Below are 22488 nucleotides of genomic sequence, written 5' to 3' on the forward strand. Positions count from 1 at the left end.
GGGCTGGGTGGGGGCCAGGCGGTCGCGTACGAGGAGCGCGGCGCCCGCCACTGCGGCCGGCATCGCGATCACCGCGACGAACGGCACCAGGAACAGCAGAAACGCCGCCACCCCGAACCCCAGCGCACTCGCCTTGTTGGCGCGCAGCAGCGCGAAGCGCTGCTTGCGGGCCATGCCCCGCCGCTCCAGGGCCAGCGTGGTGAGCTCAACTGTCAGGAAAAATCCGGACACGGCGGCCCCCACCACCGGCACCACGGTCTGCCCGAGGACAGGCACGAAGCCCAGGAAGAACAGCGGCACCGTGAACAGCAGCACATAGAACAGCGTCACCAGGCTGTCCCTGATCGAGCGCGGCAGCGTACGCCAGAACGGCTGCTCCTCCTCGCGCTCGAGCACGTCCACCGCCGACGACAACTTCTCGTAGAACGGCTCCCCGATCGCCAGCGTGACCGCCGCGAACGTCAGCACCGCCACGGCCAGCCCGGCGAGCACCAGCGCGATCCCCACCAGCGCCCGGAACAGCTCCCGCCAGCTCCACGAGTCCGCGAACGGCGTCAGGAACGCGGCGAACTCGGACGCGTTGGTGCCGAGGTAGATCAGCGCCACCACGTAGATGGCGAACGCGACGAGCGCCGGGATCAGCCCGAACGCCCACCACCGCCCGTTCCTGGCCACCCACCCGAACCCCTGGACGAAGAATCCGACGCCGGAGGTGAAGTCACGCACTGATCGCATGCCCGGCAGGCTAGCGCCAGAAGGCGGTCACCGCGTAGCCCAGCTCCGCGAACAGGTCGCGAAGCAGCGGCAACGAGATGCCGAGCACGTTGCCGTGGTCACCCTCGATGCCCTCGACGAACCACCCGCCGCGCCCGTCGATGCTGAACGCCCCGGCCAGATGGAGCGGCTCGCCGCTGGCGGCGTACGCGGCGATCTCCTCGTCGGACGGCTGGCCGAAGCGCACCACGGTCGTGGCCACCTCCGCCGTCTGCCGGCCCGTCGGGACGTCGATCACGCAGTGGCCGGTCACGAGGCGGCCGGTGCGGCCCCGCATGAGCCGCCACCGCTCCACGACCTCCTCCTCGGAGGCCGGCTTGCCGTACGGGCGGCCGTCGAGCTCCAGGATCGAGTCGCAGCCGATGACCAGCCCCTCGTCGAGCCCGCTCGCCACCGCCTCCGCCTTCGCCTTGGCCAGCACCAGGCTGAGCGCGGCGGGGCTGTGCGCGGTGTAGGCGTCCTCGTCGACCCCGCTGACGATCACCTTGGGGTCGAGGCCGGCGCTGCGCAGGAGGGCCAGCCGGGCGGAGGAAGCAGAGGCCAGAACGATCACCGCACCAGCCTACCGGTCCTCACCAGTCGGAGTTCGACCTGCCCGGGGCCGACTCCCCCTGCTCCCACTCACCGGACGGTCCCGGCTCGAGTTCGCCGTAGGACCCGTACGATCCGTAAGAGCCGTGCGACCCGTCGGCCGCGAGTTCCCTGCCGACGTACGGCCAGCCCGGCACGGCGCTGCCGAAGATGTTCGCCAGCAGCCCGTCGAGGGCCTCCCTGCCGGGCACCGCCGTCCGCTCCCTGTCCAGGTCGTCGGCCACGGCCTTGGCATCCATGTCATGGCGCTCCGCCCGGTCCGCCAGCAGGAACATCACCATGGGGGCGATCAGCGGCAGCAGCTTCATGACGGCGCCGGTGTCGATCCCGGCGAGCCGCGCCAGCCCGGCCGCGGCCTGTTCGGTCCCCTGGCCGCCGAGCACGTGCCCGAGGATGCTGTGCCCGTCGCGGGTCAGCGAGGCCACGTCGCCGTTGAACGGGTCGGCGTCCACGTGATCCTCCAGCGCCGCACGCAGCGCTTCGGCCCCGTCCGGATGCTGGGCGTTGCGGGCCAGACCGCCGACGATGATGCCGGTCACGGCTTGGACGACGTCGCGGGCCTGGTCCGGGTCGGTGCCGAGCATCCCCGCCACCTGTTCGACACCCGGCTCTCCGAGCTGCTCGAGAAGCTCGTCGTGCAGCGTCACGGCTCTCCCCCGATCGTTGTCGGGGGAGAGCTTCCCGAGACCGCATCGAGCCAATGCCCGGCTTGTACTAATTCTCGGGAAAACTACTGCTCGATGGCCACCGTGGACCGGCTGGTCAGGCCGGCGGCGGCGTACGCCCCGGCCTCGTCGAGCGTCTCGTGCTCCAGCAGGGCGGCCACGATGCCGTCGAGCTTGTCGCGGTTGCCGTTGAGCACCTGGACGGCGCGTTCGTAGCATTCGTCCACGATGCGCCGCGCCTCCTCGTCGACCATGGCGAGGGTGACGGGCGAGGCCTGCGGCTGCTGGCCGTCGTTGGGCAGGATGGTCAGCGGGCCGATCTTCTCCGACATGCCCCAGCGGCCGACCATGCCGCGGGCGATCATGGTGACCTGTTCGAGGTCGTTCTCGGCACCGGTGGTGATCACGCCGTACACGACCTGCTCGGCCGCCATGCCGCCGAGCGCGCCGGTGATGCGGCCACGCAGGTACGGCTCGTCATAGGCGTACCGGTCGGTGTCCGGGGTGGACAGGGTGACGCCGAGCGCCCGGCCGCGCGGGATGATCGAGATCTTCCTGACCGGGTCGGCGCCCGGCTGGAGCATGCCCAGCAGCGCGTGACCGGCCTCGTGGTAGGCGGTCCTGACGCGTTCGTCCTCGGGCATCACGATGCTGCGGGCCGCGCCGAGTTGCAGCTTCTCCAGCGCGTCCGCGAAGTCGGCCATCGTGACCTTCTCCTTGCCGCGCTTGGCGGCGAGCAGGGCGGCCTCGTTGACCAGGTTCGCCAGGTCGGCGCCGGTCATGCCGGGCGTGGTCTTGGCCAGCTGGTCGAGGCTGACCTCGCCGTCCATCGGCACGCCGCGCGTGTGCACCCCCAGGATCGCGGTACGCCCGGCCGCGTCGGGCAGGCCCACCTGCACCGTACGGTCGAAGCGTCCCGGACGCAGGAGCGCCGGGTCGAGGATCTCGGGACGGTTCGTGGCTCCGATGACGATCACGCCCTCGGCCCCGGAGAAGCCGTCCATCTCGGTGAGGATCTGGTTGAGCGTCTGCTCGCGCTCGTCGTGGCCGCCGATGCCGCCGGCGCCGCCCCGGGCGCGTCCGATGGCGTCGATCTCGTCGATGAACACGATCGACGGCGCCACCTTGCGCGCCTCCTCGAACAGGTCGCGCACCCGCGAGGCGCCCACGCCGACGATCATCTCGATGAACTCGGAGGCGGAGGCCGAGAAGTACGGCACCTTGGCCTCGCCCGCGACCGCCCTGGCCAGCAGCGTCTTGCCGGTGCCGGGCGGGCCGGCGAGCAGCACGCCCTTGGGCAGCTTGGCGCCGAGCCTGCGGTACTTGTCAGGGTCCTTGAGGTAGTCGACGATCTCGACGAGCTCGTTCTCGACCTCGTCGATGCCGGCGACGTCCTCGAACGTGACCCGCACCTTCGCGGCCTCGACCGGCTTGGCCGCCTTGGACTTGCCGAGCCCGCCCAGGCCGCCGCCCATCATGCTGGCCCCGCGCCGCATGATCCAGATCCACAGTCCGGCCAGCAGCAGCACGGGCAGCAGCGACAGCAGCAGGTTGGAGAAGAAACCGCGGGTGATCGGCTGGGAGGTGATCTCCACCTGGCCGGTGGCGAGCTGCTGGTCGAGCTGGTCGGTGTTGGCGAAGGCCGGGATCTCGGTGGCGAACTTGGTGTACGACTCACCGCTCTCGGGGTTCTTCGCCGCCGCCCTCAAGTCGCCCTCGACCGACAGGCCCTGGGCGTAGATGTCCTTGACGTTCTTGGCGTTCACCTGCTTGGTGAACTCGGTGTACGAGATCGTCTCGACCGATCCGCTGTCGACGAACGACGACACGACGAAAAAGGCCGCGTACACGACGAGCAGGGTGACGACGAATCGCCACCAATTGATCTTCGGCTTGCCCCCGGGCAGCCCCTCCGAGCGCCAGGGCGGCTTGCCCTTGCCCTTGTCCGGCGCCTGCGGCGGTCCAGAGCGTTCCACGGCGTCACTCCCCATATCGCCGCAACCATGATCCTTCTAGCCTAGAACACGCACCCCGGACACCACGCGGCCGATGTCACGCCATTGCTTGCGCTGCATGTCAGGCACTGTGACGAACACCAGACCAGGCTTGCTCATTCCCCCGTCCATGATCACGACGGCCGCGCGCGACGTATGGTCGCCGTGGCTGACGCGGTAGACGAGCATCCAGCCGTTCCTGACGGATTGCGAGGCGAGCCAGCTGATCTTGGCGCCCTTGGGGTGGTGGTTGAGTGTCCAGCGGGCGGCCAGCAGTGCCGTGTCACGCGCGGAGTCCTGCTCCATGATCGGCAGCGGGCACGAGACGACCATGCCGCGCAGGCTCGTTCCGCGTGTCTTGGGGAGCACCTGCTTGGTGCTGAACGGCGCCGGCCCGTACGCCTTCCACGGCTTGGGGAGTCTGGGCACGGCCAGGCCGGTGCGCTTGTCCTCGAGGACGCGCCGGGACGGCGACGGCAGGGACATGCGCTTGAACTCGCCGGTCAGCCGGGGAACGCGCGGGTCGGCGTACAGGGCCTCCATGGCCGTGTAGCCGGGCGCGAGGGTCGTGCCGGGCGTCGGCGTGCCTCTGTCCACAGGAGGCTCCGCAGGGGCCTCCGCAGGGGCCTCCGCTGGGGCAGGACTGGCCGAAACGGCAGGGCTGATCGATAGGGCGGGGCCGGACGAGGACGGCGCGGCCGGCGGCGCGGTTACCGGCCGCGTGACGACCTCGTCCGGCTCCGACGGGAGCACCACCACCAGCGCCGCGGCGGCTGCCACGACGGCGGCGGCCACAGCGAGCCCCCGGTACACATCCCGCATGCGGAGGTCACCGATGCGGGAGCGTCTGGGCGGAGAAACAGGGGTTCCAGGCCTGCTGACGGTTCTCACTCGGGAACCCTTGATCTCATCTTCCCCATCGAGCACGACGGGAGCGTACGACATATCCCGCCATTACGCTCGAGAAGCTACCGAAGTGCAATCATGGCCTCGTGGAACAGGTGGAGCTGCGATTCGACCACGCCTCGCAAGCGTCTCAAACACACACGAATCTCTCGGCAATCCGACAGAGCTCCAGCGGTCTCTGGATCGCCGGCGACGAGACCGCGACCTTCGAACATCTGACGTGGTCGGGCGACCACTTCGGGGACCAGCGCACGTACCGGCTGGCCGACTACGTCGACCTGCCCGCGGGCCCGGACGACGAGGCCGACATCGAGGGCATGGCCCGGGCGAACGGCTACCTCTGGCTGGTCGGCTCGCACGGCCTCAAGCGCAAGCGGGTCAAGTCCAGGGACCCGGAGAAGGCCGCCGACCGGCTCGCCACGGTGGTCAGGGAGGAGAACCGCTTCATCCTGGCCCGCCTGCCGCTGCACGACGAGATCCCCGGGCCCGGAGCGATCCTGGCTGGCGGGCACAACCTCACGGCGCTCCTGCGTGAGGACCGGCATCTGGGACCGTTCCTGGCGCTGCCGGGCAAGGACAACGGCTTCGACGTCGAGGGCATCGCCGTCGTCTCGGAGCAGGTCTACATCGGGCTGCGCGGCCCGGTCCTGCGGGGCTGGGCGGTGGTGCTGGAGCTCGAGCTCCGGCGACTCGAGGACTCCGGCCGGCGGCGGCTACGGGTACGGGAGCCGTACCGCAAGCACTTCCTGGACCTGGACGGGCTGGGGGTGCGGGACCTGTGCCCGGACGGCGACTCGCTGCTGCTGCTCACCGGCCCGACCATGGACCTCGACGGCCCGGTGCGCATCGTGCGCTGGCGGCCGGCCCAGCGGCAGGGCGTCGTGCCCAAGGGCGAGCTGGAGCTCGTTGTGGAGCTGCCCTACGGCGTGGGCTGCGACCATCCGGAAGGCCTGGCGCGGCTGGACGACGGCAGGCTCATGGTCGTGTACGACAGCCCGTCACCCGCGCGGATCACTCCGGCGGGCGGCGTGCTGGCCGACGTGTTCACGATCTAGCGACCCGGCCGTACAGCCAGGGCGCGTCCGCCACGAACGTGCACGAGCCCGGCTCGATCTCGGTGAACCCGGCGTCGCGCACCACGGGCAACCCGGCGGCCACCTTGGCGCGGAAGTCGTCCGCGGCGGCCGTGCGGACCGAGACGGCCAGGCCGTTGTCCCGCCAGGCCGCCCGCTCGTCCGCGTCGCTGGCCCACCAGGCGAGCTGGGCGGCGTGCCCGGACTGGGCCATGGCCTTGCCCGCGGACATGTCCAGGTCCGGGTTGGCCCACAGGATCGGCGGCTCGGCCGGCGGCGGATCGGCGGTGTCGGCCAGCTCGGTGCCGCCCACCTGGAGCCGCGCGAGGTCCTTCGGCCACCCGTCGAGCGGCACGGGCGGGTGCACGCGCACCTCCGCCGTGCGGTGTTCGACGGTGCGCCCGGGCAGCGCGATCGCGCGGCGCCACTCGGCGCCCCTGGCCCGGCGCACGACCTTGCGGATCTTGCCGGTGGACTGCCAGGCGTGGAACTCGGCGGCCCACTCCCCCGGGTCGTCGAGCAGGCTCAGCACGGCCATGGCGGCGGCTTCCAGCGCGTCGGTGCGCTCCGGGGGTGCGATCCGCTCGATCCTGACCACAAGCGGCAACACAAAAAGCTCGTTCATCGAGTCCTAGCATGCCCGATCGCCAGGGACATGCCCGCGGCGAGGAGGCAGAGGGCGCCGGCGCCGTACCAGGCGAGGTCGTAAGCACCCAGGTGGTCGCGGGTGAGACCGGCGCCGACGGCCGCGAACGCGGCGCCGATCTGGTGCGAGCCGAACACCCACCCGAACACCACGGCCCCGTCGGCGCCGTAGATCCGCCGGCACAGCGCCACCGTGGGCGGCACGGTCGCCACCCAGTCCAGGCCGTAGAACACGATGAAGATCAGCATGCTGGGCTCGGTCGTGGCCGCGAACAGGCTGGGCAGCACCATCAGCGACAACCCGCGCAGGCCGTAGTAGACGCCGAGCAGGATCTTGGGATTGATCTTGTCGCTGAGCCAGCCGGAGGCGATCGTACCGGCGATGTCGAAGATCCCGATGACCGCCAGCAGCCCGGCCGCGACGGGCTCGGCCATGCCGTGGTCGTGAGCGGCGGGAATGAAGTGGGTGCCGACCAGTCCGTTCGTGCTGGCCCCGCAGATCGCGAAGCCGCCCGCGAGCAGCCAGAACGGCCGCGTCCGCGCCGCCCGGACGAGCACGGTGACGGCCCGGACGGCCGCGTTGACCTTGCTCGGCTGGGGAAGCACCATGCCCGGCTCCGCGCTGTGTTGATTTGCCTCACTCCGTGAGGCGGCTCGGTCGCCATATGCCGCCGTCTTCCCCCGTCGCTCCTGCGTCGCTCCTCCTCCAGACGACGGCACTCCCTCGCTGTGTTGATTTGCCTCACTCCGTGAGGCGGCTCGGTCGCCATGCGCCGCGCCCAGCGCTGTCGTGCCCACGTCCGCCGGGTGGTCGCGCAGCAACCACCACACGAACGGCACCACGGCCAGCGCCGACCCCGCCACGGCGAGGGAGGCGACCCGCCACCCCGGCCCCTCGGCGAGGTGGGCCAGGACCGGCAGGAAGATCAACTGCCCGGTGGCGCCGCCCGCGGTGAGGATGCCGGTGACCAGCCCGCGGTGCCTGACGAACCACCGGTCCACCACGGTCGCTGCGAACACCAGCGCCATCGACCCCGTCCCGAGCCCCACGAACACGCCCCAGAGCAGCAGCAGCTGCCAGCTCGCCGTCATCAGGACGGTGAACCCGCTGCCCAGGGCGATCAGCAGCAGCGCGATCGCGACCACGCGCCGCATGCCGAAGCGGTCCATCAGGGCGGCGGCGAACGGCGCGGTCAGTCCGTAGAGCACCAGGTTGATCGACACGGCCAGCGAGATCGTGCCGGTGGACCAGCCGAACTCCTCCCGCAGAGGGGTGATCAGCACGCCCGGGGTGGCGCGGAACCCGGCGGCGCCCAGGATCGCCACGAAGGCCACGGCCGCCACGAACCAGGCCCGATGGAGCCTGCGGCGGGTGGGGGCCGCGGGGGTGGTCCTCAACGTCATTCGCCAATCCTGCTTTATCTCCTTACATGGCAGCGAGTGGCCGGAAAGCCAATATGTGAAAGAATCAGGCCATGCCTCATCGCGTCGCCGTTGTGGTGCTCAACCACTTCGCCCCGCTCGACCTCGGCGTCCCCGGCCAGGTGTTCTGGACGGCCGAGACGCCGGACGGCGAGAAGTTGTACGAGGTGGTGACCTGCTCCGAAGGCCGGCAGCCGGTCCGCTGCTCGGCCGGCTACAGCGTGCTGCCCGACCATGACCTCGACGTGCTGGAGACGGCCGGCACGGTCCTGGTGCCCGGCATCCACGCGGGCGGGGCGTTGAAGGACGGCACGATCTCGGACACCCTGCACGCGGCGCTGCAGGGCCGCCCGCGGATCATGTCGATCTGTACGGGGTCGTTCGTGCTGGGGTCGGCCGGCCTGCTCGACGGGCGCCCGGCCACCACGCACTGGCGCGAAGCGGCGCGCTTCGCCGCGTTGTTCCCGGAGGTGAAGCTGGACCCCGACGTGTTGTTCGTCGACGACGGCGACGTGCTGACCTCGGCCGGGGTGGCGGCGGGGATGGACCTGTGCCTGCACGTGATCAGGCGCGACCACGGCAGCGAGGTGGCCAACCGCGCCGCCCGCCGCTGCGTCATGCCGCCGTGGCGGGAGGGCGGCCAGGCGCAGTACGTCGACCGCCCCCTTCCGCACGAGGCCGCCGGGGGCACCGCGGCCACCCGCGAGTGGATGCTGGCCAACCTCGACACGCCACTCGACCTGAGCGCGCTGGCCGAGCACGCCAGGATGAGCGTGCGCACGTTCACCAGGCGTTTTCGCGAGGAGACCGGCGTCAGCCCGGCCAAGTGGCTGACCGGACAGCGGGTGCAGCACGCCAGGCACCTGCTGGAGACGACGGACCTCGGGGTGGAGGAGGTGGCCAGGCGGGCCGGGTTCGGCACGGCGGTCTCGCTGCGCCAGCACCTGCACGCGGCGGTGGGGGTGGCGCCGCTGGCCTACCGGCACACGTTCCGCCGCGCTTGACCACAACCTTGCCCAAATTCTCCCATAGGCCCCTACAATCGGCGCCAGGAAGATCGACAAGGAGGGGTCGGCACATGACCGAGGCGGACCGCGTACCCGCCGGGATCAACCCGAGCGTGCCCAGTGTCGCCCGCATGTACGACTACTACCTCGGAGGCCGCGACAACTTCGCCTCCGACCGCGAAGCGGCCGAGAAGATGATCGAGATCGGCCGGCAGATGGGCAACGACGCCCGCCAGATCGCCCTGGCCAACCGCGGCTTCCTCGGCCGGGCCGTGCGGATGCTCGCCGAGGCGGGCGTGCGCCAGTTCATCGACATCGGCGCGGGGCTGCCCACGCAGGACAACGTCCACCAGGTCGCGCGGCGGCACGGTCCGGGCTCGCGCGTGGTCTACGTGGACAACGACCCGATCGTCCTGGTCCACGCCCGTGCGCTGCTGGCGAGGGACCTGGACGTCATCGCGCTGGCGGGCGACCTCAAGGACCCGGACGCGATCCTGGACGACCCGCAGGTGGCCGAGCACCTGGACCTGTCCCAGCCGTACGCGGTCCTGCTGGTCGCCGTGCTGCACTTCATCCCGGACGACTCCGAGGCCCGCCGGATCGTCGAGCGCGTCCGCGAGCGCCTGCGCCCGGGCGGCTATCTGGTGCTGTCGCACCTGTACGCCGGCAACGCCACGGACAACGACGCCGCGGCCAGCCAGCAGGTCTATTCGAGCACCGCCCCAGGCGGCCTGGCCCGGCGCGGCTTCGACGAGATCGCCGGCTACTTCGACGGCCTCGACCTGCTCGGACCCGGCATCGTGCCGGTCGCCGACTGGGCCCCGGACGCCTCCGCGGACGGCTCGTACGACCTCATCAGGCCCGGCATCGTGGCCGGCGTGGGCCGCGTACGCGGATCGTGATCGCCAGCGCACCCCACGCCCACGCCGACGGCGAACGTTGCCGGCCACACCACCAGCGTCTTCACGGTGCAGCGCTGCCACAGGACGCGGTTCTTGGCGTGCACGCCGATCGCGACCAGCACGGCCGGCGGCACGTAGGCATCCTTCGCGACGAGCGGCTCGCTCCTCATCCGCCTGACCACGACGTATCCACAACCCGCCGAAGGTGGTCGATCCGCAGGCCCGCAGGGACGAGTCGTGGTCGCGGTGTTCCGCGTCGTGCGGCGCGCGGGCTTCGAGCAGGCGTCCCTGCGTAGCGTGGCCGAGGAGGCCGGGCCGGCCATCGGCTCGGTCAGGCATGACTTCGACGGCCACACGGACCGGATGACGCCCGAGCTGATGATCCTGACGCCACGCCGCCACCTCCAGACACTCGCCGAACCATCCCCTAGCGCGCTCAAGGGACGGGCAGCCCGGCGGCCAGTGCGCGCAGGGCGTCACGCAGCAGCGGCACGAACGGCACGGGAGGGTCGGAGCGCAGCCAGTGCTCGATGGCCGCCTGCACCACCGCGGTCACGGCGACGGCCACCAGGGAGGGGTAGAGGTCCCTGACCGGGTCGGTGCCGGTGCGCTCGGCGATGGCGGCGACCAGCTCGTCCTCTGACGCGAACACCGCCTGCAGCGCCTCGGCCCGCAGCGCGGGCTCGTCGGCCAGCATCCTGGTGCTCGCGAGGACCTCCGGATCCAGCGCCGCGCCGGGGCCCCCGATCCCCTGCGCCCACGGCTCGACGACGGCCTCCGTCAGCGCTTCCCAGAACGGCTCCTCCGGCGGCCTGGCGCGCAGGGCCGCCACCGACCGCCTGACGCGGTCCACGTGACGGGCGATGATCGCCTCGTGCTTGCTGGAGAAGTAGTTGTTGTACGTCCGGGGCGAGACCCCGGCCTCGGCGGCGATGTCCTCGACCCGCACGTTCTGCAGCCCGCGCTCCAGGGCCAGCCGGAGCGCGGCTGTCATCAGGGCCTCGCGCGTCGCCTGCTTCTTCCGCTCCCTCAACCCGCTCACGCGATCAGGCTAGGACGAAACTTTCTAGTACGCAAATTTGCGGATCACGCACAATCGGGGTCGTGCGCGGCGTACAGGCGGGTGGCCATGTTGTTGAGCAGCGAGCGCTCGATGGGCGTCAGCGGCCCCAGGAACTCGGCCTCCGCCTTAGCCATGTGCTCCAGGGACTCCGCCACCACGCGCGCCCCTTCATCGGTCACCGTGATGACGTATTTGCGCTTGTCGGCGGGGTTGCGGGCGCGACGCACGTACGCCAGCTCCTCCAGCTTGTCGATGACGGCCGTCATCGTGGTCCGGTCCATGCGGGCCAGCGCGGTCAGCTCACGCTGGGACATGGCGGCGCCGTGCGCGTACGCCAGCACGCGTAGCTCCTTGCCGGTGACCCCCCACCGGGCCAGCTCTTGCTCGATGCGCTGCCTGGCGAGGTCGCCCAGGCGCACGAGCAGGTATCCGGTGGCCGTGGAGATGCGGTCTGCCGCGCCGCGCGTCGTGCTCACGCCGTCCAATGTAAGCCCGTCGAGTCTTCCACAGGTCGTCAGTTATACTGACGGATATTGTCGCTTGACGGGAGCCTTCCATGTTGTTGCCCGCCCGTATCGAGCCCGCCGCCCGCATCGTCCTCGCGCTCATGGGCGTCATCACCGCGCTTCCCGCGGTCGCCATCGTCAACGCCGGCATCCTCGACTGGAACTACGGCGTGTCCGACCCCCCGCCCACGACGCTGGCGCTGCTCCAGCACCGGGGCATGCTGCAACTCCTCCTGGGCGCGGCCCTCACGTGGGCGGCCTTCCATCCGCCCGTCCGGCTGGGGGCGGCGCTGGCCGCCGTAGCCGGCAAGTCCACGTTCCTGACACTGATGCTGCCGAACCCGGCGATCCGGGCCGGCCTGGCGCCGTCCGGCATCGTGTTCGACCTGACCTGCATCGTCGTGCTGGGCCTGCTCGCGGCATACCTCGTCATGCGCCGAAGGGAGGCGTGATGCCGCTCGCGGGCATGGCGGTGCTGCTCATCTGGACTCTCACGGGTCAGGGTGCCCGCACGCATTAGATTGTGAGCATGTCCCTGACCCTTGATTTCGTCAGCACGATCAGGGCCGAGCGTTCTGGATTGATCGATCTCCTGGCCGACGTGGACGCCATGACGGCCTGGGTACGCGAGCACGCGGCCGAGTTGGACGTCGACCCCGGCTTCACCGCCACGGAGGAGGGGCGCGAGGAGACCGTACGCTTGCGCCAGGCCGTGCGCGCCCTGTTCGCCAGGGCCGTGGCCCCGGAGCCGCCGAGCCGGGCGGACGCGGCCGACCTGCCCGCGTTCGGGGGGTCGCTGGCCCTGGTCAACGCCACCGCCCTGGCGGCGCCGCGTGCTCCGCAACTGTCCTGGAACGGGCAGCCGGCCCTCGTCACCGCGCCCGCCGTGGAGGCGGAGCCGTCCACACGGGTACGAGGGGCGCTCGCGAGAGCCGCCGTGGAGTTCCTGGCGGGGCCGGATCGCACGCAGTTGCGCACCTGCCAGGCGCCGCGTTGCGTGCTCTATTTCATCAAGGAACACCCACGTCAGGAGTGGTGCTCGACAGCCTGCGGCAACCGCGCGCGGGCGGCCAGGCACTACCGGGAGCACAAGAAATGACCTCCTTCTAACGCTTGCATGGCCAATTTGCCGTTATAGTGCTTCTAACGGCTAATTGGCCATGTATCCGTTAGATCATGGAGGAGTGCGGAATGTCATTCCAGACCGGGCACATCGGGCTCAACGTCACCGATCTCGACAAGTCCAAGGAGTTCTACCAGCGGGTCTTCGGCTTCACGGTGGCAGGCGAGTCGCAGCAGGACGAGCGGCGCTACGCGTTCCTGGCGCAGGACGGCACGCTGGTGTTGACCCTCTGGCAGCAGAGCGCGGGCCGCTTCGCCGCCGCCCTCCCAGGGCTGCACCACCTGTCGTTCCAGGTCGCCGACCTCGCCGCGGTGAGGGAGGCCGAGGCGGTCATCAAGGAGATCGGGGCGACCCTGCACCACGACGGCGTCGTGCCGCACGGCGAAGGCGCCTCCTCGGGCGGCCTGTTCTTCGAGGACCCCGACGGCATCCGCCTGGAGATCTACGCCCCGGACGGCGCCGGCGACCGCCCCGCGCCCACATCCGGCGCGCCGACGTGCGGGTTCTTCTAATGCGACATCCAGGCGAGATCGCCGTACAGCGGCGGGCGGGAGTGCAGGGGGACGAGCGCGGCAGCTCGCGCACCCGCCCGGAGATCCCGGACGTGGCGGCCGCCTTCCTGCGCGCGCAGCACATGCTGGTGGTGGGCGCGGCCGACGACCAGGGCCGTTTCTGGAGCGGCGTGATGACCGGCCCGCCCGGCTTCGCCTCTCCCGAGGACGACCGCACGATCGTGGTACGCGCCCTGCCCGGTCCACCCCTCGACGGCCTGTTCGTCCAGGAGCGGGACATCGGGCTTCTGGCCATCGAGCCGCACACGCGCCGCAGGATGCGCGTGAACGGCACCGCCGTCCATGCCGGGGATGCGCTGGTGATATGGACGGAGCAGGTGTATTCGAACTGCCCCAAGTACATCCAGACCCGCGAGCCCACCACCGAGCCCGCTGCCACACCGGTGAGGCTCGGCGGCGGGACCGCGCTCCTGGCCCGTCACCAGGAGTGGATCGGGACGGCGGACACGTTCTTCATCGCCACCGGCGTGGAGGGGCTCGGTGCGGACGTGTCGCACCGCGGCGGCAACCCGGGCTTCGTCCACGTCACGGGGCCGAAGTCGCTGACGTTCCCCGACTACGTGGGGAACTCGATGTACATGACGCTCGGCAACCTGGTGGTGAACCCGGCGGCGGGGCTGCTGTTCGTGGACTGGGAAGGCGGGGAGACGCTGCATCTGACCGGACGGGCCACGGTGGACTGGGATCCGGGGGACGTGCCGGGGGCGCAGCGGCTCGTGCGGTTCGACCTGGACGAGTACGCGCACGTCGCCGGAACCGTCGCGCCGGACTGGACGGCTCCCGGATACCACCGCTTCAACCCGCCGGCTCCTGGAAACGCTTCTCGAACCAGTGGTGAGCGTACGGCTCGTCGTTGAACGGCGCCACCTCCCGATACCCGGCCGACCGGTACAGGGCGATGGCCTCCGTGAGCGACCGGTTGGTCTCCAGCCGCACCGTACGCAGGCCGCTCGCCGCCGCCCGGCCCTCGGCCTCGGCGAGCAGCCTGCGTCCCAGCCCCAGCCCTCGGGTGGCCGGGTCCACCCACATCCGTTTGAGGTGGGCGTACCCGCCACCGGGGTGCAGTTTGAGTGCCACGCACCCGATCGGCTCGGCACGCAGCGTGGCGACGAGCAAGATCCCGGCGGGCGGCCGGAGCTCGTCGTCGCCGGCGGAGACGCCGCGTGCCGGGTCGAAGCCGCCGTCGAATCGGCCGGCCAGCTCCTCGACATACGCCCGGACGCAGTGGCGGGCGTGTGGATGGCGCGGGTCGAGCACCTCGATGGCGATCGCCGGGGCGAGGAGCAGTCGTTCGATCTCCGACATGGCGGCCACCAGGCGGTCACGCTGCCGGTCGGAGAGCGGATCGAGGATCGTCGTTGCGGCCTCGTCCGACCTGCGGTCGAGCTCCTCCCGCTCGGCGATGCCGGCCGGGGTGAGCCGGGCCGTGCGGACCCGCCCGTCGGAGCCGCCCCCGTCGTCGACGACGACCAGCCCGTCGGCCTCCAGCGCGCGCAGCAACCGGCTCAGGTATCCCGAGTCGAGCTCCAGCCGCGCGCGCAGGGCGCGCACCTCGATGCCGGTCACGCCGATCTCCCAGAGCACCCGCGCCTGGCCGAGCGGCCGGTCCCTGGCGAGGAACCTGTCGTCGAGCGCGCCGATCCGCTGCGTCACGTTCCGCTGGAACCGGCGCACCCGTGCGATCGTTGAAGTGTCCATTCTCTGACCTTAGTCAGAGAATTTTTGACAGGGGAGAGGTCACAGGAGCCGATCCGCCAAGGGCACGGCACTGTAGTCCTCGCCGGCGACCGGCCGGATGTCCTGCCAGCGCACCCAGCGCGCCTGCCCCTCGTGTTCCGTGCCGTCGGCCGCCGGGGGCGTCCTGGGTGGCCAGAGCAGGAAGCCCCATCGCGCGCCTTCGGCGTCGTCGCTCCAAGCCAGCAGGTAGCGTGCCGCGCCGGCGCCCTCCACGATCGGCGGCCGCCAGAGTTCGGGTAGTTCCTCCGGGGTGAGTTCCATATCGATCATTATACGAACATCAGTTCTATATTGCTATGATCGACGCGTGAAGAACTCCCGAAGTTCTGCGGCCACACGTTCCGGGACGCCGCGGTGGTTGACCGGCGCCTCGTGCCCGACGCCGCGCAAGGCGACGCGCTTCGCCTGCGGCAGCGCGCGATGCATGGCCTCGATCGCGTTGTGCATGGGGGGCGGGGTCTTCTCGCCGTCCATCAGGAGCACCTCACAACGCAGGCCGGCGTAGCCTGCGCCGGTCGCCATCTCTTGGAAGATCTGCACGTCGAGGCGCTGCAGCGGGATGAGCTCCACCAGGGACTGCTCACCCGGCCGGACGTTCTTCGGCTCTTTCCGCAGGTAGAGGTTGATCATCCCGACGACCAGCCGTCGCGGCAGCAGATCGACCCACCGGTTGGCCCGCGTCCCCTTGCTGAAGGTGACGATCGCCGCCGCCAGCTCGCCTTGGTCGAGCTCGCGCTCGAACCGGGGCACCCATGACATCGAGAAGGCGCCGTACATGGAGAGCGCCGGCTCGAACACGGCGACCTTATGGATGGCCGGGAGCGTCAGAGCCGCCTGCAGCGCGATCAGGCCACCGGAGCTGTGGCCGAACACCAGGTGCGCGCCGGTGCCGGCCAGCAGCGCCTCGACGTCCTCGCATTCCGTGGCCATGCGGTAATGCTCTCCCGGCGGGCCGCTCAGCCCGCGTCCGCGCCGGTCGGGCACGTACACCGTGAAGGTCTTCGCGAGGGCCTCCGCCAGCTCCATGTAGTGCTGCGCGGCGAGGTAGCCCCCACTCAGGAGGATCAGACCAGGGCCGCTGCCGAGGCGCCGATAGCCGATCGTCGTGCCGTCGGCCGAGGTGACCCTCCCTGTGCTGTACGAGATGACCGCGCTGTCCACGTTCCCCCCTTAGCGATGCTAAGTTCTATGGACAGAACGTAGCTTAGCGCCGCTAAGGCGTCAACCGGTCGGCCGAGTCAGCTGCCCGGGCGGTAGCGGCGGGGCGGGGTGTGGATGTCGAAGTGCAGCCGTGGCTGGGCCAGGATCGAATGCGGCCGTGTGTCCGGCGCGATCAGACCGAGGCGCTCGAAAACCGGAAAACTCGCGTCGGCGGCGGCGAAATAGCGAGGGCGCATGACCGGATGCCAGATGCTGTAGGCGCCCACCTTCCCGTCGCGCCGCTGGTACCAGCCCTGGGTGGGGTGGGTGAGGAGCTCGAGCCAGCCGTCCTCGTCCATGAAACCCTCCAGGAAGGCAGGCGGTCGGCGGAGCTCGGTGGCCTCGCAACCGGCGTCCCCGGCCGTCAGCCGCCAACGGGCGGGGGCGGCCTCCCAGTCCGCCTCGATGCGGATGTCGTCCCGCCGCCACGGCATGCCCCAGAGGTGCTGCGGGATCGCGACGACCGGGTGGTCGAGGGCCGTGCCGAAGAACCAGACGCCCGGCTTGCCGTGGGCGGTGACGTAGGTCCGGTAGTTGATCTGGCCGCAATTCATCCTCACCTGCGGGAGGAAACGGAAATGGAAGTCCTGGTCCTTGAAGGCGACCGCGGAGACGAGAGCTCCCGGGCCGTCGTCGAACGCCATCTCCATCGGCGCGAACCCCTCAGGAAGATGCCCGGCCAGGGCCCCGGCATCCACCCGGAAGCTGACGATGGCGAAGTCGTCCAGATCGGTCCGCGCATGGTGCCAGCGCGGACGAGGTCGAGGGGTGCCGGCGAAGCTCACGCACGCAAGAGTACGGCCCCGAGGAAAAATGGCTGGCCCCTCGGCCCGGTACGTGAAACGGTCGAGTCCTGATGATCCGATGGACCGACGCGGGGCGGGAGCGGTCGGCGGTCTGGCGTTCGGCGCTGGGAGTGCCGCCGCCACAGCGTGTCGTGATCGCCGACGATCGGATGAAGGCCGCCACCGCGTACCGCCTGGCCTGCGAAGGCACCGCCCTCCTGTGGCGCGGCGACTTCCAGAACGCGCGTCAACTGCTGAGCGCCATGGGCCGCCGGTGCAAACCCGCCGCCCCGGGCGCCGGGTTCCACCGCCACCGCCAGGCCCAGTCGCAGCGCGCCCGCACGCTCGGCATGCTGCTCATCCCGTACGACGCCGGCCACGTGGTGCCGTTACCCAGGGCGCCGGACGTGCGGGAGGCCTGCGCCGAGGTGTACGGGCCGCAGGCGCCTCCAGGCGTGGGCCAGTTACGCGAGCTGCTCGGCCTGATCGGCGCCCACGAGTGGCGCAAGAAGGGCGTGTACGTCCCCGCGCTCGGCGCCCGCGTGCACCCGCACCACGGCGTGTTCTCCCCCATCAGGGGCGAGTACATCGATCTGGTCGCCGAGGCGCCGCTTCCCGCCGACCGGCTGGCCTTCGACATCGGCACCGGCACGGGCGTGCTGGCGGCCGTGCTCGCCAGGCGTGGCGTCCGGCACGTCGTGGCCACCGACCTGGAGCAGCGAGCCGTGGCCTGCGCCGAGGACAACGTCATGCGGCTGGGACTGGACGGCCGGGTGGAGATCGTGCGGGCCGACCTGTTCCCGCCGGGGCGGGCGCCGCTGGTCGTGTGCAATCCGCCGTGGTTGCCCGCCACCCCCATCTCCCCCCTCGATCAGGCCGTTTACGATCCGGGCGGGCGGATGTTGCGCGGGTTCCTGGACGGGCTGGCCGAGCACCTCGAGCCTGAGGGCGAGGGCTGGCTGATCCTGTCCGATCTGGCCGAACATCTGGGGCTGCGCAGCCGGGACGAGCTGCTGGGCTCGTTCGAGCATGCGGGGCTGCGGGTGGCCGGCCGCCGGGACGTCGCGCCGCGCCACAACCGGGCGAGGGACGCGGCGGATCCGCTGCACGCGGCCCGCGCGGCCGAGGTGACGTCGCTCTGGCGGCTCACCCCGAGCGCACGCTCACCCCGCTGAACGCCCTCCGGTACGCCGACGGCGACGTACGCATGGTCTTGGTGAAATGGTGCCGGAAGGTCACCGGGCTCTCGAACCCGACCGCCGCCCCGATCTCCTCCACCGGCGCCGCCGTGGACTCCAGCATCGCCAGGCTGGCGGCCACCCGCTGGGAGATCACCCACCGCAGCGGGCTGGTGCCGGTCTGCCGCTTGAAATGCCGGATGAACGACCGTTGCGACATGTTCGCCACACCGGCCAGGTCCGCCACGGCGATCGGCCGGGCCAGGTTGTCCATGGCCCACGACATCGCCCTGGCCACCGCGTCGTCGTCCTCGACCGGTGTGACCGCGGCCTCGATGAACTGCGCCTGCCCGCCCTCCCGGTGCGGCGGCACGACCAGGCGGCGGGCCACGGTGTTGGCGACGCCGGGACCGTGGTCGGTGCGGACGAGGTGGATCAGCAGGTCGAGCCCGGCGGCGCTGCCGGCGCTGGTCAGCACGTCCCCCTCGTCCACGTACAGGACCGACGGGTTGACCCGCACGGCGGGAAAACGTTCCTGGAGCAGGTCGGCGTACCTCCAGTGGGTGGTCACCGTCCGCCCGTCCAGCAGCCCGGCGGCGGCCAGCGCGAATACGCCCGAGCAGATCGACACCATGCGCGCGCCACGCGCGTGCGCCTGCCGCAACGCCGCCACCAGCTCTCCGGACACGCGCCCGTACACGTTCGTCCCGGGAACGATCACCGTGTCGGCCCCGGCCAGCACATCCAGCCCGTGCTCGGCCCGCATGGTGAACCCGCCCACCACCCGAAGCGGCTCCAGCGTCTCCGCGCACACCTTGAGGTCGTACCAGGGAACGTCCAGCTCGGGCCGGGGCAGCCCGAACAGCTCCACGACGCAGCCCAGTTCGAACGGCGCCATCCCGTCGAAGGCCAGCACGGCCACCCTGTGGGGTCGGGACGGATCGGGCATCAGCATGCCCGCATGTTAGCCGGGCCCTCTCCGCGGCAAGAGTGATATATGCACATTTCGGGGGTACAGACGGTTTTGCCGGAAAACCGCTATGACCAGGCGGAGATCACCGAGGCGTTCTCCCGGCTGACCGAGTGCGACGAGGAGCTCCTGCGGCGCTTCCACACCGCGACGGGCGTGACCGGCCGCAACCTGGCGCTCCCGTTGGCCGACTACGCCAAGCTCGACTCCTTCGCCCGCGCGAACGACATGTACCTCGAAATCGCCCTCAACCTGTCCGAGCAGGCGCTGCGGGGCGCGCTCGACAAGGCGGGCGTACGCCCCGAGAAGGTCGATCTCCTGCTGTTCTGCTCCACCACGGGCCTGGCCACTCCTTCGCTCGACGCCCGGCTGGCCCAGCGTGTGGGGCTGCGGCCGGACGTCAAACGTGTGCCCGTGTTCGGCCTCGGTTGCGCGGCGGGCGCGTCCGGGCTGGCCCGCCTGCACGACTACCTGCGCGGCTGGCCAGGACACGCGGCGGCGCTGGTCTGCGTGGAGCTGTGCTCGCTGACGGTGCAGCGCGACGACACCTCGATCGCGAACCTCGTGGCCAGCGGCCTGTTCGGGGACGGCGCGGCGGCCGTGGTGGCGACCGGACACCCGCCTGGGCCCGAGGTCGTGGCCACCCGGAGCCGCCTCTACCCCGGGACCGAGCACCTCATGGGCTGGGAGGTGGGCGAGCACGGGTTCCGCATCGTGCTGGATCCGGAGCTGGGTTCCTTCGTGGAGCAGGAGCTGGCCGCCGACATCCGGGCCTTCCTCACCGACTACGGCCTGACCCCGGACCAGGTGGCCACCTGGATCTGCCATCCCGGCGGGCCCAAGGTCATCGAGAAGATCGTGGGCGCTCTCGGCCTGCCGCCCAAGGCCCTCGACGTCACCTGGAGCTCGCTCCGTGAGCACGGCAACCTGTCGTCGGTCTCGGTGCTCCACGTGCTGCAGGAGACCCGCGGCCGGCCGGACGCGCCCGCCGCGCTGCTCGCCCTGGGGCCGGGCTTCTCGGCCGAGTTGCTCCTGCTGCACTGGTGAGGGCGTATCTGACCCTGATCGCCTCATCGTGCTCGAGCGGCCGCCGATGCCGTTGCTTCTCGCGATTCGGATCACGGTGGGGGACGCGGCGCTGGCATCCTGTAACGCATGAGAGAAGAGTTGCTGCCGATGTTGCGTGGCGCCGCCGACCGTACGATCGAGCTCGTCAGGAACGTGCCGGAGGAGCAGTTCGAGCTGCCCACGCCCTGCGTCGCGTACGACGTCAAAGAGCTGATCAACCACATGGAGTGGGGCGCGTCCCTGTTCGAGTCGGTCGCGGGCGGCGGCGGGTTCCTGCCGCCGAAGGAGTACACCGGTGACTTCCGCGAGCGCGTCGAGCGCATGCTGGACGCCTGGGAGAGCCCGCAGGCGTGGGAGGGCGTCAGCGAGGCCATGGGCGGCCTGCCGAAGGCCGTGCTCGCCCACATGGCGCTGACCGACCTCGTCGCCCACGGCTGGGACCTGGCCAAGGCCACCGGCCGGGACTACGCGGCGGCGGAGGAGACCGCGGCCAGGCTGCTCGCCTTCGCCCGGGACATGGCGCCGATGGGCCGGCGACAGGGCGCGTTCGGGGACGAGATCGTGGTGCCGGACGACGCGTCCACGCTGGAAAGGTTTCTGGGCGTCATCGGACGGGACCCGGCTTGGAAACCGTGATCCGGTCTGGGACCGGCGCGAGCTGTCTCAGCCGCACCGCCGGTCGCACCTGATCACGTATCGATCGCGGTTTGTGCTCGCTTGAGTCACCGGCCCGGCCGCTGAAGAGCCGGCTTCGTCGTACGGGGCGGAGGTGGTTGAGATGAAAACTCGCCCTTTAGCGGTCGGTGTCGGGCTCGCTGCGCTCCTCGCCCTCGCCGCCTGCGGCGGTGCAGGAAGCGTGGCGTCCAGAAGCGAGAACGCTCCCCAGCACGCGCGGGAGCCGGCCGCGTCGCCGGCCCGGCCCGTCCCCACGAGGTCGCCCATCCAGGAGGACACCGACCAGGACACGACCACGGCCCAGATCTCCACGTTCGCGCTTGACGTGGACACCGCCTCGTACGGCTACGCCCGCCGTACCCTTCAGGAGGGCCGCTGGCCCGCGCCCGGCGAGATCCGCCCTGAGGAGTGGGTCAACGCCTTCCGGCAGGACTACGCCCAGCCGCCGGACGACGGGTTCGCCGTGCATGTGGACGGCGCGAAGCTGCCCGATCGCGACGAGGCCGTCCTGCGCGTGGGCCTGCAGACCCGCGCGTCCGACACGGCGGCGCGGCGGCCCGCCAACCTCACGTTCGTGGTCGACGTGTCCGGCTCGATGGCCGAGACCGGGCGTCTCGACCTGGTCAAGTCGGCCCTGCACACGCTGCTCGACCAGCTCGCGCCCGGCGACCAGGTCTCGATCGTGGCGTTCGACGACGAGGCCGAGGTGCTGGCGTCGATGACCCCGCTGACCGCCAGGGATGAGCTGAAGAGCGCGGTGGACCGGCTGGTCGTCGACGGCGGCACGAACCTGGAGGCCGGCCTGGTCTCCGGGTACGAGGAGGCGTCGAAGGCGTTCCGCCCCGCCGCCACGAACCGGGTCATCCTGCTCTCCGACGGCCTGGCCAACCAGGGCAGCACCGCGTGGCAGGCGATCCTGGACCGGGTCAAGGAGCATGCGGGCAAGCAGGTCGCGCTGCTCACCGTGGGCGTCGGCAGGGAGTACGGCGACGAGCTGATGGAGCAGCTGGCCGACAACGGCGACGGCCTGGCCGTCTACGTCAGCAGCCAGGAGCAGGCCGACAAGATCTTCACCACGCAGCTGCCCGCCACCATCGACCTGCGGGCGCGCGACGCCAAGGCGCAGGTGGTGTTCAACCCGTCAGTCGTGGCGAGCTACCGGCTCATCGGGTACGAGAACCGCGCCCTGACCACTGAGGAGTTCCGCGACGACAGCAAGGACGGCGGCGAGATCGGCCCCGGCCACTCGGTCACGGCCCTCTACTCGATCCGCCTCAAGCCCGGTGCTTCCGGGCAACTCGCCCAGGCCACCGTCCGCTGGCAGAACCCCGACACCCGCGCCGCCTCCGAGGCCAGTAAGTCCCTCCAGGCCGGGGATCTGGCCGAGGACGTGTGGGCCAAGGCGACGCCGGTCCGCCTCCAGGTGGACGTGGTCGTGGCGGCGTTCGCCGTCTACCTGCGGGACAAGAAGGCGTTCGGCATGGACCTGCCCCAGCTCGGCGAGCACGCAACACGGCTGGCCGGCACCTCCGAGGATCCGATGGTGTCGGAGCTGGCCACCCTCATCGACAAGGCCCGCTCGGTCAGGTAGGCGACCGGCCGGCCCAGCCGCCCGCCTCGGCTGGGCCGGAG

Annotated in this window: 25 protein-coding genes; 11 read left to right on the top strand and 14 right to left on the bottom strand. The window is 70.9% G+C overall.

The features are described 5' to 3' along the window. The 5 genes from ETD86_RS15200 to ETD86_RS15220 all read right to left on the bottom strand — a co-directional run. The coding region (locus ETD86_RS15200; protein WP_170223085.1) for an EI24 domain-containing protein at positions 1-735 on the bottom strand (735 nt) is incomplete at its 3' end. 10 nt (positions 736-745) lie between these two features. Beyond that, positions 746-1327, bottom strand: coding sequence for a Maf family protein (locus tag ETD86_RS15205; RefSeq protein ID WP_138666801.1), 582 nt, complete (start codon positions 1325-1327; stop codon positions 746-748). A 19-nt stretch (positions 1328-1346) separates the two neighbouring features. Then, entirely contained in the window at positions 1347-2012 is a 666-nt protein-coding gene (locus ETD86_RS15210) for a DUF937 domain-containing protein (RefSeq protein WP_170223086.1), read from the bottom strand. Positions 2013-2095: 83 nt separating this feature from the next. Then, on the bottom strand, positions 2096-4006 hold the full coding sequence (gene ftsH, locus ETD86_RS15215; protein WP_138666803.1) for an ATP-dependent zinc metalloprotease FtsH: 1911 nt from the start codon (positions 4004-4006) through the stop codon (positions 2096-2098). A gap of 36 nt (positions 4007-4042) precedes the next feature. After that, positions 4043-4846 carry a hypothetical protein gene (locus tag ETD86_RS15220; RefSeq protein ID WP_138666804.1) on the bottom strand — a complete coding sequence of 268 codons (804 nt, stop codon included), beginning with the start codon at positions 4844-4846 and terminating at the stop codon, positions 4043-4045. 170 nt (positions 4847-5016) lie between these two features. On the opposite strand from ETD86_RS15220, the gene ETD86_RS15225 reads away from it, so the two are divergent. Next, the gene (locus ETD86_RS15225) at positions 5017-5985 is read left to right on the top strand and encodes a DUF3616 domain-containing protein (RefSeq protein WP_246147919.1); all 969 of its coding nucleotides are present in this window, start codon (positions 5017-5019) and stop codon (positions 5983-5985) included. Here the strand turns inward: ETD86_RS15225 and ETD86_RS15230 are convergent. Both ETD86_RS15230 and ETD86_RS15235 read right to left on the bottom strand, forming a co-directional pair. Further along, the gene (locus tag ETD86_RS15230) at positions 5975-6628 is read right to left on the bottom strand and encodes a peptidyl-tRNA hydrolase (RefSeq protein ID WP_138666805.1); all 654 of its coding nucleotides are present in this window, start codon (positions 6626-6628) and stop codon (positions 5975-5977) included. The genes ETD86_RS15225 and ETD86_RS15230 overlap by 11 nt on opposite strands. Beyond that, complete coding sequence (locus ETD86_RS15235) at positions 6625-8052, bottom strand: MFS transporter (RefSeq protein WP_138666806.1); 1428 nt, start codon at positions 8050-8052, stop codon at positions 6625-6627. The genes ETD86_RS15230 and ETD86_RS15235 overlap by 4 nt, the downstream gene beginning before the upstream one ends. Before the next feature lie 71 nt (positions 8053-8123). Between ETD86_RS15235 and ETD86_RS15240 the strand changes: the two genes are divergently transcribed. Further along, positions 8124-9074: a GlxA family transcriptional regulator gene (locus tag ETD86_RS15240; protein ID WP_138666807.1), complete on the top strand. Its 951-nt coding sequence runs from the start codon at positions 8124-8126 to the stop codon at positions 9072-9074. 74 nt (positions 9075-9148) lie between these two features. Then, positions 9149-9979, top strand: a complete 831-nt coding sequence (locus tag ETD86_RS15245) for an SAM-dependent methyltransferase (protein WP_138666808.1) — start codon at positions 9149-9151, stop codon at positions 9977-9979. A 436-nt stretch (positions 9980-10415) separates the two neighbouring features. On the opposite strand, the gene ETD86_RS15255 is transcribed toward ETD86_RS15245, so the two are convergent. Then, positions 10416-11021 (bottom strand): TetR/AcrR family transcriptional regulator, encoded by a 606-nt coding sequence (locus ETD86_RS15255; protein WP_246147920.1) that lies wholly within the window; start codon positions 11019-11021, stop codon positions 10416-10418. A gap of 44 nt (positions 11022-11065) precedes the next feature. Then, positions 11066-11518 (bottom strand): MarR family winged helix-turn-helix transcriptional regulator, encoded by a 453-nt coding sequence (locus ETD86_RS15260; RefSeq protein ID WP_170223088.1) that lies wholly within the window; start codon positions 11516-11518, stop codon positions 11066-11068. An 80-nt stretch (positions 11519-11598) separates the two neighbouring features. Here ETD86_RS15260 and ETD86_RS15265 point away from each other — a divergent pair, with 80 nt between their 5' ends. From ETD86_RS15265 to ETD86_RS15280, 4 genes are all read left to right on the top strand, one after another. After that, positions 11599-12000, top strand: coding sequence for a hypothetical protein (locus tag ETD86_RS15265; RefSeq protein WP_138666810.1), 402 nt, complete (start codon positions 11599-11601; stop codon positions 11998-12000). A 77-nt stretch (positions 12001-12077) separates the two neighbouring features. Next, on the top strand, positions 12078-12647 hold the full coding sequence (locus tag ETD86_RS15270) for a CGNR zinc finger domain-containing protein (RefSeq protein WP_138666811.1): 570 nt from the start codon (positions 12078-12080) through the stop codon (positions 12645-12647). A gap of 92 nt (positions 12648-12739) precedes the next feature. Beyond that, entirely contained in the window at positions 12740-13183 is a 444-nt protein-coding gene (locus ETD86_RS15275) for a VOC family protein (protein ID WP_138666812.1), read from the top strand. Continuing rightward, the gene (locus ETD86_RS15280; protein WP_170223089.1) at positions 13183-14100 is read left to right on the top strand and encodes a pyridoxamine 5'-phosphate oxidase family protein; all 918 of its coding nucleotides are present in this window, start codon (positions 13183-13185) and stop codon (positions 14098-14100) included. Before ETD86_RS15275 ends, ETD86_RS15280 begins: the two co-directional genes overlap by 1 nt. Here the strand turns inward: ETD86_RS15280 and ETD86_RS15285 are convergent. The 4 genes from ETD86_RS15285 to ETD86_RS15300 form a co-directional block, all read right to left on the bottom strand. Beyond that, positions 14039-14941, bottom strand: a complete 903-nt coding sequence (locus ETD86_RS15285) for a bifunctional helix-turn-helix transcriptional regulator/GNAT family N-acetyltransferase (protein ID WP_138666813.1) — start codon at positions 14939-14941, stop codon at positions 14039-14041. The genes ETD86_RS15280 and ETD86_RS15285 overlap by 62 nt on opposite strands. A gap of 39 nt (positions 14942-14980) precedes the next feature. Next, positions 14981-15241 carry a hypothetical protein gene (locus ETD86_RS15290; RefSeq protein ID WP_138666814.1) on the bottom strand — a complete coding sequence of 87 codons (261 nt, stop codon included), beginning with the start codon at positions 15239-15241 and terminating at the stop codon, positions 14981-14983. Positions 15242-15274: 33 nt separating this feature from the next. Beyond that, complete coding sequence (locus tag ETD86_RS15295; protein WP_138666815.1) at positions 15275-16141, bottom strand: alpha/beta fold hydrolase; 867 nt, start codon at positions 16139-16141, stop codon at positions 15275-15277. Positions 16142-16218: 77 nt separating this feature from the next. Then, positions 16219-16965 carry a DUF2071 domain-containing protein gene (locus ETD86_RS15300; protein WP_170223090.1) on the bottom strand — a complete coding sequence of 249 codons (747 nt, stop codon included), beginning with the start codon at positions 16963-16965 and terminating at the stop codon, positions 16219-16221. A gap of 71 nt (positions 16966-17036) precedes the next feature. On the opposite strand from ETD86_RS15300, the gene ETD86_RS15305 reads away from it, so the two are divergent. After that, positions 17037-18140, top strand: coding sequence for a methyltransferase (locus ETD86_RS15305; RefSeq protein WP_138666817.1), 1104 nt, complete (start codon positions 17037-17039; stop codon positions 18138-18140). Here the strand turns inward: ETD86_RS15305 and ETD86_RS15310 are convergent. After that, positions 18112-19098, bottom strand: coding sequence for a helix-turn-helix domain-containing protein (locus tag ETD86_RS15310; protein ID WP_138666818.1), 987 nt, complete (start codon positions 19096-19098; stop codon positions 18112-18114). The two genes, ETD86_RS15305 and ETD86_RS15310, sit on opposite strands and share 29 nt — an antisense overlap. A 42-nt stretch (positions 19099-19140) precedes the next feature. Here ETD86_RS15310 and ETD86_RS15315 point away from each other — a divergent pair, with 42 nt between their 5' ends. From ETD86_RS15315 to ETD86_RS15325, 3 genes are all read left to right on the top strand, one after another. Beyond that, positions 19141-20160: a type III polyketide synthase gene (locus ETD86_RS15315; RefSeq protein ID WP_138666819.1), complete on the top strand. Its 1020-nt coding sequence runs from the start codon at positions 19141-19143 to the stop codon at positions 20158-20160. 108 nt (positions 20161-20268) lie between these two features. Then, positions 20269-20817 carry a TIGR03086 family metal-binding protein gene (locus tag ETD86_RS15320; protein ID WP_138666820.1) on the top strand — a complete coding sequence of 183 codons (549 nt, stop codon included), beginning with the start codon at positions 20269-20271 and terminating at the stop codon, positions 20815-20817. Between the two features lie 220 nt (positions 20818-21037). Next, positions 21038-22447, top strand: a complete 1410-nt coding sequence (locus tag ETD86_RS15325) for a vWA domain-containing protein (protein ID WP_246147921.1) — start codon at positions 21038-21040, stop codon at positions 22445-22447. Positions 22448-22488 lie beyond the last annotated feature (41 nt).

The organism is Nonomuraea turkmeniaca, from assembly GCF_005889735.1.
In the GTDB taxonomy this organism is placed as follows: Bacteria; Actinomycetota; Actinomycetes; order Streptosporangiales; family Streptosporangiaceae; genus Nonomuraea; species Nonomuraea turkmeniaca.